This window comes from Stenotrophomonas sp. Steno-Z10-HUANG (assembly GCF_056393075.1).
The window spans coordinates 114,345-126,179 of the sequence record NZ_JBWJPA010000013.1 but is presented as its reverse complement, the minus strand read 5'-3'; the positions used below and the strand labels follow the sequence as shown (position 1 = coordinate 126,179).

The window sequence follows — 11,835 nt, the reverse complement described above, 5'->3', positions numbered from 1 at the left end:
GTTCGCGTTGTCCACTTCAAGACTTCGTTGGCAAAGAGTAGGGTGCTTAGATATGCAAGAGCCCCAATGCCAGCATCACGCAGCTCGCACACGAACAAGTCGTGCTCGGGTCAATGGCGGTTGGGGATGCCGTACGGCAACTTCTAATGCTGTGGTGTCTTGTGGAGGTATGGACAAATCCATGCCGCTGGATAAGCGATTCTGTGGCTGGACCATGGACACTCGTGTTTCTTGGTCAAAGCGCCAAAAATTGCGGGAAATTTGGAATGTCCATGGGGGTGCATGTAACCTGCGCCAGGGCGGCTCGGACGTGCGCAGCAACCGCACCTGCGCGACGCCGCTGGCCGGCGAGGGCGAGTACTCGCTGGTCGGGCACAAGTGGTTCCTGTCCGCGCCCATGTCCGACGGCTGGCTGGTGCTGGCGCAGGCGCCGGGCGGATTGAGCTGCTTGCTGATGCCGCGGCGCCTGCCCGACGGTGCGCGCAACGGCTTCCGGCTGATGCGGCTGAAGGACAAGCTCGGCGACTGGGCCAACGCCTCGAGCGAGGTCGAGTTCTGCGGCGCGTGGGCAAGGCGCATCGGCGCCGAAGGGCGCGGCGTGGCGACCATCATTGAGATGGTGATGCTGACGCGGCTGGACTGCATGCTCGGCGCTGCCGCGGAAATGCGCATGGCGCTGGCCCAGGCGCTGCACCATGCACGGCACCGCCGCGCCTTCGGCAGGCGCCTGGTCGAGCAGCCGCTGATGGCCAACGTGCTGGCCGACCTGGCGCTGGAATCGGAGGCCTCCACCGCGCTGGCGCTGCGGGTCGCGCGCGCGGTGGATGCGGCCGCGCGCGACCCCGCCGAAGCGGCGTTCGCGCGCGTCGCCACGGCCCTCGGCAAGTTCTGGGTCTGCCGGCGCGCGGCGGGCTTCGTCAACGAGGCGCAGGAGTGCCTGGGCGGTGCAGGCTACATCGAGGAATCGATGCTGCCGCGGCTGTACCGGCAGGCGCCGCTCAATTCGATCTGGGAAGGCAGCGGCAACGTGCAATGCCTGGACGTGCTGCGCGCGCTGTCACGCGAACCGCAGTCGCGGCAGGCGCTGCTGCGCGAACTGGAGCAGGCGCGTGGGCGCGAGGCGGCCTACGACGCGGCGCTGGAGGCCTTGCCGCCCTTGCTGGACGGGGCAACGGTGGCCGAAGCCGCGGCACGGCGCGTGGCCGCTTCGCTGGCGCTGCTGCTGCAGGCGGCCACGCTGCTGCGGGGCGGCAGCCCGGTGGCGGGCCTGTTCGTGGCCGCGCGGCTGGCGGCACCGCTGCCGCCCGCCTACGGCATGCTGGATGCGTCGGTGGCGTTCGCGGATATCCTGGAACGGGCCGTGCCGGCAGCCTGAGCGCGCTGGCCTCGGCAACCGGCACCCGCGGCGCCGGACAGGTCGCTGGACGGCGTCGCCGCCGTCACAGGGATCGCGCAGCCGCCCGCCGGGGACGGCTGCGCGATGGGGTGGGGACGATCAGTGCTTGGCGTCGTCCGCCTTCTGCCGCGCCTTCTCGGCCGCGTCGTGCGCTTCGTCGGCGACCTTCTGCGCGGCGTTGGCGGTGGCGGCGCTGGCATCGGCCGCGGCCTCCTTGGCGGCCGCCGACGCATCTTCGGCCGCGGCGCTGGTGGCGTTGGCCGCGCGGTCCAGCGCATGCTCCGACTTGGCGGCGGCCTCGCGGGTGGCGTCGGCGGCACGGTCGGCGGCGCTGCGGGCGGCGTCGGCCGCCGACTCACCGGCGTTGCGTGCGGCATCGGCGGCGTGGTCGGCCGCGGCTTCGGCATCGCGCTTGGCCTGTTCGGCATTGGGGTCGTTGCAGGCGGACAGGGCCAGCATCAGGCTGCCGGCCAGCAGCGGTACAAACAGCTTCATCGCGTTCTCCTGGGTTTGGGGGACGACGCGCGCAGCGTAGGCGGACGCGGATTCAGATTGCGTCAACGCCGACCCGGCACCGCCGGCTGCGCCGGCCATCGGCGCCCTGGACGATCCGTGGCTGGGTGGCGCGCGCGCCGGGCCCCTGCGGCCACGGGGGACAGGCGGGAGAAGGCAAAAAAAAAGCCGCTGGCGAACCAGCGGCTTTTCCGACTTGCGTCGAAGCAGAAGTTATTACTTCTTGGCTTCTTCGGCAGCGTCCTTGGCCTTGTCGGCCACGTCTTCAGCAGCCTTGGCGGTGTCGGCAGCGGCGCCGGCAGCGGCGTCGGTGGCGGCGCCGGCAGCGGCGGCAGCGGCGTCACCAGCGGCGTCAGCAGCGGTGGCGGCGGTGTCGGCAGCAGCCTGGGCGGCGTCGGCGGTTTCGGCGCCGGCGGCAGCAGCCTGGTCAGCGGCGGCCTGGGCGTCGGTGGCGGCTTCGTTGGCCGAAGCAGCGGCGTCCTGGGCAGCTTCCTGCTTCGAGCAGGCGGCCAGGGCCAGGCCCAGGGCCATCGCGATCAGCAGCTTGTTGATGCTCATTGTGTGAATCCTCGTCGTTAGATTAGGCAACGCGCCATTGCGCGCCTTAAACATGATGACAAGCCCGTTTGGGCTGTCAAGCGACCGCGCATTCATTTTTGTAAAAAAGGCATTAAGTCCAATCAAATCAATTCGATGGCGATGGCCGTTGCTTCGCCGCCGCCGATGCAGAGAGAGGCGACGCCACGCTTGAGGCCACGGCTGCGCAAGGCGTGCACCAGCGTGACCATCAGGCGCGCGCCCGAGGCGCCGATCGGATGGCCCAGCGCGCAGGCGCCGCCGTTGACGTTGAGCTTGTCATGCGGGATCCCGAGTTCACGGATCGGCGCCATCGCCACCACCGCGAAGGCTTCGTTGATCTCGAACAGATCCACGTCGCCGACCTGCCAGCCGGCCTTGTCCAGCACCTGCCTGACCGCACCGATCGGCGCGGTGGTGAACCACTCCGGCTCCTGCGCGTAGGTGGCGTGGGCGACGATGCGGGCCAGCGGCTGCACCCCGCGGCGCGCGGCGTCGGCGGCGTCCATCAGCACCACCGCGGCGGCACCGTCGGAGATGCTGGAGGAACTGGCCGCGGTGACGCTGCCGTCCTTCTTGAAGGCCGGCTTCAGGGTCGGGATCTTGGCGATGTCGGACCTGCCCGGCTGTTCGTCCTGGTCGACCTCGACCTCGCCCTTGCGGGTGGCCACCTTCACCGCGACGATCTCGTCCTTGAACGCGCCGGTGGCCTGCGCGGCCTGCGCGCGCTTGACCGATTCGATGGCGTAGGCGTCCTGCTCCTCGCGGGTGAAGCCGAACTTGGCGACGGTGCCTTCGGCGAACACGCCCATGGCCTGGCCGTCGTACGGGTTGGTCAGGCCGTCCCATGCCATGTGGTCCACCGCCTGGAAGTTGCCGTAGCGGTTGCCGGTGCGCGAGTTCGGGATCATGTGCGGCGCGTTGGACATGGACTCCATGCCGCCGGCGACGACGATGCTGGCCGAGCCGGCCTTGATCAGGTCATGGCCCAGCATGATCGCTTTCATGCCCGAGCCGCACACCTTGTTGAGCGTGGTGCAGCCGGTGCTGACCGGCAGGCCGGCGGCGAGCGATGCCTGGCGCGCCGGCGCCTGGCCGAGGTTGGCCGGCAGTACGCAGCCCATGATCACTTCGGACACATCGGCGGCGGCAACGCCGGACTGCTCCATGGCCGCGCGGATCGCGGTGGCGCCGAGGGTCGGGGTGGGGACGCCGTTGAACTGGCCGAGGAAGGAGCCGATGGCGGTGCGCTTTGCGGCGGCGATGACGATGTCGGACATGTGCGGTCTCGGTTGTATCCTGCAACGATTATCGAAAGCCGCCGGCGGGGTGCCCATTGGACCAACGGCACATCCCGGCAGACAGCGGTTTGTCGTTGCAGTATAGAAGGTGAGCCACCGCATGGCCGGCCGGTGGCCCCGTCCGCAGGGATACCGGTGTCCGGCCAGTCATGGGGGAGAGGGCATGCGCAACACGTTCAGGGGCCACACCGCACTGGCCGCTTCGATGGCACTGGCGCTGGCCGCCTGCGGCGGCGGCGGTGGCAGCAAATCGACCCCGCCACCGCCGCCCAGTCCGCCGCCGACCTCGCCGCCGCCCACTTCGACCACGCCGCAGCCGGCGATGGACGCGCATCTGGCGCTGACCAACGCCCGCGCCGCGCAGGCCGCCGGCCTCACTGGTGCCGGCGTCCGCATCGGCGTGGTCGATTCGGGGGTGATGCGCAACCATCCGACGCTGACCGGGCGGGTGGTGGCCAATTTCAGTTACGTGGATCCGCGCCGCAACAACCTGGCGGTGGACGACGTGGTCGGCCATGGCACCACGGTGGCGCAGCTGGCCGCCGGTGCGGCCACCGGGCAATGGCCCGGGGGCATCGCGCCGGGCGCGCAGATCGTCTCGGCGCGCATCATCAACGACGAGCGGCCCAAGGACGACGGTTCCGGGCAGGGCAACGAGGTCACCGGTGGCCTGGGCATGGGCGGCGTCCATGACGACCTGATCCGTGCCGGCGTGCGCATCATGAACAACTCCTGGGGCGGGCTGTACTGGACGCGGCCGACGGTGACGGCGCAGATCGCCGCCGAGTACCGCCCGTTCATCGCCGGCAACGACGGGCTGGTGGTGTTCGCCACCGGCAACGAATCGCGCGCCAATCCCAGCGACATGGCCGCGCTGCCGAGCCAGCCGGGCGAGAATGGCTCGCGCCCGGCGGCCGACCTGGAGCGTGGCTGGCTGGCGGTGGCGGCGCTGGACACGGCCAACCCGGGGCGCCTGGCCGATTACTCCAACGCCTGCGGCGTGGCGAGGAACTACTGCCTGGTGGCGCCGGGCACCTCCGCCTTCGTGGGGCCCACCGCCACGGCGTCGAACCTGTCCTACTACTACGGCAGCGGCACTTCCTACGCCGCGCCGCTGGTATCGGGCGCGGCGGCGCTGGTGTGGCAGGCATTCCCGTATTTCGACAACAACCTGGTGCGGCAGACCCTGCTGGGCACCGCCACCGACCTGGGCGATCCCGGCCCGGATGCGGTGTTCGGCTATGGCCTGCTCAACGTCGGCAAGGCGGTGAAGGGCCCGGCCCGGTTCGACTGGGGCGACGTGACGGTGGACGTCAACCAGTTGGGGCTGGGGTCGGTCTGGAGCAATGACATCAGCGGCGCCGGCGGGCTGGTCAAGCGCGGCGCAGGGGCGCTGACCCTGGCTGGCGCCAATACCTACGGCGGCGCCACCCGCATCGAACAGGGCACGCTGGCCCTGCGCGATGGCGCCTCGATACGCTCCAGCGTCACCCTCGTACCGCGGTCCGATCCGACGCAGGCAGCCCTGCAGTTCATGGGCGGTGCCACCCGGGTGACCGGCAATGTCGACAACGGTGCCAGCATCGTGATGCTTGGCGGTGGCAACAGCAGCATCATCGACGGCGATTACCTGCAGCGCAGCGGTTCCCGCCTGCTGATCGCGCTGGGGGTCAATGCGCTGCAGGTCACCGGCAGCGCAACCCTGCAGGGCGGCGGTGTGCTGATCAACGGGGTGGTGCCCGGTTACGTGCCACAGGACGGCACGCGGCAGGGCCTGATCCGCGCCGATGGCGGTGTCAGCGGCCAGTTCGACGCGGCCCCTGCCGCCACCCAGAATGCCGGCGTTGCACTGCTGCAGGCCGGCTATGGTTATGACAGCCACAATGCCTGGCTGGACCTGCAGCGGGTCAACGTGACCGCGGCCGCGCGGGTGGCGGGCGCGGATGCCGCGGCAATGGCCGCGGCGCAGCGGGTGGAGCAGGCCTTCGAACTGCTCGATGGCGATGTGACCCTGCAGTCAGGTGCGTTTGCGGCCGGTGCCAGCGCCCTGCAGCGTGGCGGTGGCGGCTTCGACGGGCTGGGCGCGAGCCTGCGCAGCCTCACCGGCCAGGCGCATGCGCTGGCGCTGGCGATGACCTTCGACAGCATCGACATGAACCGGCGGGCCTTGTCCACCCAGTTCGGCGAGGGCGGCAGCCGCGCCGACGGGGCCTGGTCGCGTTCGCTGGGGGAGGGCGGCCAGGGCGGCCTTGCCGGCGGCGACTACCGCCTGGGCGGTTGGATGCTGGGCCGCGAGACCGGCATGGGCGATGCCCGGGTGGGTTTCGCGTTCGGGCAGATGCAGGCGCAGCTGGCCGGCGGCGAGGCCGGCGACCGCGGCCGCGACCGCCAGACCCAGGCCCGGTTCTATGCCGGGCGCCAGTGGGGCCAGGCGTACGCGCTCGGGCAGCTCGGTGTGGGTGGCTACCAGCGCGAGCTGGATCGCGGCCTGCTGCTGGGCGGCGAACGTGCCGGGGTGACGGCGCGTTACGCCGGCCGCTTCCTGTCCGGCAGCGCCGAGGCCGGTTACCGCTTCGAGCTGGGACGGGGCGCGTTCACCCCGTACCTGGGCGCCGACTACGCCCGCATCGACAGCGACGCGTTCCAGGAGCAGGGCGGCTACGGGTTCGGGCTGAGCGCCGGCGGCTGGCAGGCCAGCCAGCTGCGTGGCCTGGCCGGCCTGCGCGCCGACTACCGCTGGCGCGGGCTGCAGCTGGGCGGCTATGCCGAGTGGCAGCAGGCGCTGTCCGCCGGCGCCGGGCCGCTGCAGGCACGCTTCACCGGTATCGATGCCTGGGCGCCGCTGTATGGCCTGCAGCCCGCGTGCGCCGCCGGATTGTTCGGCGTGTCGCTCGATGCCTGGGTCGCGCGCGATGCGCAGCTGTCGCTGGGCTACGACCAGCGCCTGGGCGGACGCGGCGACAACCGGCAGGTGTCGCTGCGGTTCATGCGCGGGTTCTGAGCCAGCGGCGGCGGACATGCAAAAGGCGGGCGACCGGGTCGCCCGCCTTTTTTGTGCCGGCCGGGTGCGCTGGCTACTCGCCGCGCAGGCGGCTCATGCGCGGGGTGGCGCGGCCCAGCGGCATCTTCAGCTTGCCGATGGCTTCGATGCGGGCCTCGGCGATGCGGTCGGCCGCACGCTGCGGCGAGATCCCGTCGCGCTCGGACGCGTCGAAGATGCGGCCGAGGTTGTGGTAGATGCTGCGGATCAGGCGCATGGCGCGCTCGCGGTTGTAGCCGTCGATCTCCAGCGACACGTTCATCACGCCGCCGGCGTTGACCGCGTAATCCGGTGCCCACAGCACCCCGCGCCGATGCAGTTCGTCGCCCACCGCATGGCTGGCCAGCTGGTTGTTGGCGGTGCCGCAGATGACCTTGGCCTTGAGCCGGTCAAGCTCCTCCATGCCGATGGCGCCTTCCATCGCGCAGGGCGCGAACACGTCGGCGGCGACGTCGTAGATGGCATCGGGCTTGATCGCCTCGCAGCCGTACTCGGTGACCGCGCGCTGCACCAGCACCGGGTCCAGGTCGGTCACGTAGAGCTTGGCGCCGCGCTCGCGCAGCAGCTTCACCAGTTCCATGCCGATGTGGCCCAGGCCCTGCACGGCGATGCTGACCTTGCCCACTTCCTCGTGGCCGAACTTGCGGTTGATCGAGGCCATCAGCGCCTGCAGCGCACCGTAGGCGGTGAACGGGGCCGGGTCGCCGGAGCCGCCATGGACCTGGTGCACGCCGGTGACATAGCCGGTCTCCAGGTAGATCTGCTCCATGTCGTTGACGTCGCTGCCGACGTCCTCGGCGGTGATGTAGCGCCCGCCCAGCGCTTCGACCTGGCGGCCGAAGGCGCGGAACAGCACCTCGCTCTTGTCGGTGCGCGGGTCGCCGATGATCACCGCCTTGCCGCCGCCCACGTTGAGCCCGGCCAGCGCGTTCTTGTAGGTCATGGTGCGGCTCAGCCGCAGCACGTCGCGCAGGGCGTCGTCGCTGTTGGCGTAGGGCCGCATGCGCACCCCGCCCAGGGCAGGGCCCAGGGTGGTGTTGTGGATGGCGATGATCGCTTTCAGGCCGGCATCGCGGTTGTGGCAGAACACGACCTGTTCGTGCCCGGAAGTGGCGAGGGTTTCGAAAAGCATGGAAGCTCCGATGGGCGTTACTGCGACAACGTCCGTGATCCTGCAGACAACTGGTGGGCCAGAAAACAAAAATGCGACTTCGTCGTGGCGGTGACGGGTCGCGGGCGGCCATTCTAAAGCATTCGGCGGCCAGCGCATGTTCAGGCTGCCGCCGGCCGCGAAGGGGGCGCAGCCGGCCGGGGGGCGGGGCGGTACGGCGGCCGGGTCACGCTGCGCTGCAACCTGACCTGCGCGGCGCGCGGCTCTATCATCGGTTTCAACAGAAACCGAGATGTCGCACGGCCCATGAGTACTCCCGCCCCCCACCTCCCGCAGACGCAGACGGAAACCAGCCCGCTGCGTTTCGTCACCGCCGCCAGCCTGTTCGACGGCCATGACGCGGCCATCAACATCATGCGCCGGCTGATCCAGGCGCAGGGCGCGGAAGTGATCCACCTGGGCCACAACCGCTCGGTGGAAGACGTGGTCCGCGCGGCGCTGCAGGAAGACGCCGACGCCATCGCGCTGTCGTCCTACCAGGGCGGCCATGTCGAGTATTTCAAGTACATGGTGGACATGCTGCGCGAGCGCGGCGCCGGCCACATCCGCGTGTTCGGTGGCGGCGGTGGCACCATCACCCCGGAGGAGATCCGCGAACTGCAGGCCTACGGCGTGGAGCGCATCTACCACCCCAACGACGGCATGAAGATGGGGCTGGTGGAGATGATCGAGGACGTGGTCCGGCGCGCCGGCGACGCCCGCGACACGGCACCGGCGGCGGACGACGCCAGCGTGCCCGGCATCGGCGACGAGATCGCCATCGGCCGCATGCTGTCGCGGCTGGAGGACGGCGCCTTCGGCGACGCGGAGCTGGCGCACCTGCGCCGGCAGTGGCAGCTGGCCGGCGGCAGGACCCCGGTCATCGGCATCACCGGTACCGGTGGCGCCGGCAAGTCCAGCGTCACCGACGAACTGCTCAACCGCTTCCTGGCCAGCTTCCCGCAGATGCGCATCGCGGTGGTCTCGGTCGACCCGACCCGCCGCCGCACCGGTGGCGCGCTGCTGGGCGACCGCATCCGCATGAACTCGCTGCGCAGCCCGCGCGTGTACATGCGTTCGATGGCCACGCGCCGCCAGCACGCGGCGATCAATACCGTGCTGCGCGACTGCATCGGTTTCCTCAAGTCGCTGGCCTACGACCTGGTGATCGTCGAGACCGCGGGCATCGGCCAGAGCGACTCGGAGATCGTCGATCTGGTCGATTTCCCGATGTACGTGATGACCAGCGACTTCGGCGCGCCCAGCCAGCTGGAAAAGATCGACATGCTCGACTATGCCGAGCTGGTGGTGCTCAACAAGTTCGACAAGCGCGGCGCCGAGGATGCGCTGCGCGACGTGCGCAAGCAGTGGAAGCGCAACCGGGTGGCGTTCGCGATGAAGGACGAGGATGTGCCGGTGTACCCGACCATCGCCTCGCAGTTCAACGACCCGGGCATCAGCTGGATGTTCGCCAACCTGTGCCGGCTGCTGCGCGACAAGCGCGGCGCCGGGAACGCGGAGGCCGCAGCGCAGGGCGGCTGCGACTGGATGCCGGCCATCGACACCACGCTGAAGGAGCCGCGCGCGACCGTGCTGATTCCCGGCAGCCGGGTGCGTTACCTGGCCGAGATCGCCGAGCAGGGCCGCGCCATCAATGCCCGCATCGAATCGCAGGCCGAGGTGGCCGAGCGCGCCCAGGGCTGCTGGCAGGCGCTGAAGGAGCTGGGCGACGCCGCGCTGCCGGCGGCGCTGGACCTGTACCCGGCCGACGCCCTGACCGACGCGGCCGCCGACACCAGCCTGCGCACCCTGCGCCAGCGCTACAACGACGCGGTGCAGTCGCTGGATTCGGAAGCCCTGCGCCTGCTGCGCGAATGGCCGGCGCGGCTGAAGTCGATCACCGACGAGGTCAACGAATACCAGGTGCGCGGCAAGACCATCCGCGTGGAGAACTACCGCGAGTCGCTGAGCCACCAGCAGATTCCCAAGATCGCCGCGCCCACCTACCGCAGCTGGGGCGAACTGCTGGTGTTCCTGCAGAAGGAGAACCTGCCCGGTTCCTACCCGTACACCGGCGGCGTCTACCCGTACCGCCGCAGCGGCGAGGACCCGATCCGCATGTTCGCCGGCGAGGGCACCCCCGAGCGCACCAACCGCCGCTTCCATTACCTGAGCGTGGGCCAGCCGGCCGCGCGCCTGTCCACCGCCTTCGACAGCGTCACCCTGTACGGCGAGGACCCGGCGCCGCGCCCGGACATCTACGGCAAGATCGGCAACTCCGGGGTCAACATCCCCACCCTGGACGACATGAAGAAGCTGTACTCTGGCTTCGACCTGTGCGCGCCGACCACCTCGGTGTCGATGACCATCAACGGCCCGGCGCCGATGATCCTGGCGATGTTCATGAACACCGCCATCGACCAGCAGGTGGAGAAGTACCTGAAGTCCGACCCGGCGCGCTGGGCCGAGGCCGAGAAGAAGATCGCGGCGATGTTCGAAGGCCGTGCCCGTCCGCAGTACCACGGCGAACTGCCGCCGACCAACAACGGCCTCGGCCTGGGCCTGCTCGGCGTCACCGGCGACCAGCTGGTGGACGCCGACACCTACGCGCGGATCAAGGCCGAGACGCTGTCCACGGTGCGCGGCACGGTGCAGGCCGACATCCTCAAGGAAGACCAGGCGCAGAACACCTGCATCTTCTCCACCGAGTTCGCGCTGCGCATGATGGGCGACATCCAGCAATATTTCGTCGACCACGGCGTGCGCAACTTCTACTCGGTGTCGATCTCCGGCTACCACATCGCCGAGGCCGGCGCGAACCCGATCAGCCAGCTGGCCTTCACCCTGTCCAACGGCTTCACCATCGTCGAGTATTACCTGGCGCGCGGGATGAAGATCGACGACTTCGCGCCCAACCTGTCGTTCTTCTTCTCCAACGGCATGGACCCGGAATACACCGTCATCGGCCGCGTCGCCCGCCGCATCTGGGCGCGCGCGATGCGTGAGCGCTACGGCGCCAACGAGCGCAGCCAGATGATGAAATACCACATCCAGACCTCCGGCCGTTCGCTGCACGCGCAGGAGATCCAGTTCAACGACATCCGCACCACGCTGCAGGCGCTGTACGCCCTGTTCGACAACTGCAACAGCCTGCACACCAACGCCTACGACGAAGCCATCACCACGCCCACCGAGGAAAGCGTGCGCCGCGCGGTGGCGATCCAGATGATCATCAACAAGGAGCTGGGGCTGAACTTCTGCGAGAACCCTTGGCAGGGCAGCTTCATCGTCGACAAGCTCACCGACATCGTCGAGGAAGCGGTCTACAAGGAATTCGAGGCGATCAGCGAACGCGGCGGCGTGCTCGGCGCGATGGACACCATGTACCAGCGCGGCAAGATCCAGGAAGAGAGCCTGTACTACGAGCACAAGAAGCACGATGGCAGCCTGCCGCTGGTCGGCGTCAACATGTTCCTGCCGAAGGAGCATGCCGGCGAAGTGGCGACCGAGATCGAGCTGATCCGTTCGACCGAGGAGGAGAAGGGGCAGCAGATCGAGAACGTGCGCAACTGGCAGCGCAACCGCAATGCCCTGGCCCCGGCCGGCGAGACCTCGCACAGCCACGAGGTGGCTGGCAGCGCCTGCAGCGACGCCGGTGTCCACGATGGCCACGGCCTGGCCTACCTGCAGAACACCGCGCGCGAGCGCCGCAATGTGTTCGCGGCGTTGATCGAGGCGGTCAAGACCCACAGCCTCGGCCAGATCAGCCACGCGCTGTACGACGTGGGCGGGGAGTACCGGCGGAACATGTGATTGGCCGCGGCGGCAGGGCCCGAAGACGGGCCTCGCCGGTTTGCCG

Annotated in this window: 7 protein-coding genes; 3 read left to right on the top strand and 4 right to left on the bottom strand. The window is 69.5% G+C overall.

The window, feature by feature from the left end; translation table 11 throughout:
• Positions 1–310 precede the first annotated feature (310 nt).
• Entirely contained in the window at positions 311–1,375 is a 1,065-nt protein-coding gene (locus tag AC06E6_RS15775; protein ID WP_478061964.1) for an acyl-CoA dehydrogenase family protein, read from the top strand.
• A 120-nt stretch (positions 1,376–1,495) separates the two neighbouring features.
• Here the strand turns inward: AC06E6_RS15775 and AC06E6_RS15770 are convergent, their stop codons facing one another.
• The 3 genes from AC06E6_RS15770 to AC06E6_RS15760 all read right to left on the bottom strand — a co-directional run bounded on the left by AC06E6_RS15770 (position 1,496) and on the right by AC06E6_RS15760 (position 3,765).
• Entirely contained in the window at positions 1,496–1,891 is a 396-nt protein-coding gene (locus AC06E6_RS15770; protein ID WP_104938425.1) for a hypothetical protein, read from the bottom strand.
• Between the two features lie 234 nt (positions 1,892–2,125).
• The gene (locus AC06E6_RS15765) at positions 2,126–2,467 is read right to left on the bottom strand and encodes a hypothetical protein (protein WP_054664409.1); all 342 of its coding nucleotides are present in this window, start codon (positions 2,465–2,467) and stop codon (positions 2,126–2,128) included.
• Positions 2,468–2,589: 122 nt separating this feature from the next.
• Complete coding sequence (locus tag AC06E6_RS15760; protein ID WP_478061961.1) at positions 2,590–3,765, bottom strand: thiolase family protein; 1,176 nt, start codon at positions 3,763–3,765, stop codon at positions 2,590–2,592.
• Positions 3,766–3,949: 184 nt separating this feature from the next.
• On the opposite strand from AC06E6_RS15760, the gene AC06E6_RS15755 reads away from it, so the two are divergent.
• Positions 3,950–6,787 (top strand): S8 family serine peptidase, encoded by a 2,838-nt coding sequence (locus tag AC06E6_RS15755; RefSeq protein WP_478061959.1) that lies wholly within the window; start codon positions 3,950–3,952, stop codon positions 6,785–6,787.
• 73 nt (positions 6,788–6,860) lie between these two features.
• Here the strand turns inward: AC06E6_RS15755 and AC06E6_RS15750 are convergent, their stop codons facing one another.
• Positions 6,861–7,958, bottom strand: coding sequence for a Glu/Leu/Phe/Val dehydrogenase dimerization domain-containing protein (locus AC06E6_RS15750; protein WP_104938427.1), 1,098 nt, complete (start codon positions 7,956–7,958; stop codon positions 6,861–6,863).
• 285 nt (positions 7,959–8,243) lie between these two features.
• Here AC06E6_RS15750 and AC06E6_RS15745 point away from each other — a divergent pair, with 285 nt between their 5' ends.
• Positions 8,244–11,789 carry a methylmalonyl-CoA mutase family protein gene (locus AC06E6_RS15745; protein WP_478061958.1) on the top strand — a complete coding sequence of 1,182 codons (3,546 nt, stop codon included), beginning with the start codon at positions 8,244–8,246 and terminating at the stop codon, positions 11,787–11,789.
• Positions 11,790–11,835 lie beyond the last annotated feature (46 nt).

What these genes read in the sequence shown, in the direction of transcription:
- AC06E6_RS15770 (WP_104938425.1), bottom strand. Translation starts at nt 1,891, where the DNA reads ATGAAGCTGTTTGTACCGCTGCTGGCCGGCAGCCTGATGCTGGCCCTG.
- AC06E6_RS15765 (WP_054664409.1), bottom strand. Translation starts at nt 2,467, where the DNA reads ATGAGCATCAACAAGCTGCTGATCGCGATGGCCCTGGGCCTGGCCCTG.
- AC06E6_RS15760 (WP_478061961.1), bottom strand. Translation starts at nt 3,765, where the DNA reads ATGTCCGACATCGTCATCGCCGCCGCAAAGCGCACCGCCATCGGCTCC.
- AC06E6_RS15755 (WP_478061959.1), top strand. Translation starts at nt 3,950, where the DNA reads ATGCGCAACACGTTCAGGGGCCACACCGCACTGGCCGCTTCGATGGCA.
- AC06E6_RS15750 (WP_104938427.1), bottom strand. Translation starts at nt 7,958, where the DNA reads ATGCTTTTCGAAACCCTCGCCACTTCCGGGCACGAACAGGTCGTGTTC.
- AC06E6_RS15745 (WP_478061958.1), top strand. Translation starts at nt 8,244, where the DNA reads ATGAGTACTCCCGCCCCCCACCTCCCGCAGACGCAGACGGAAACCAGC.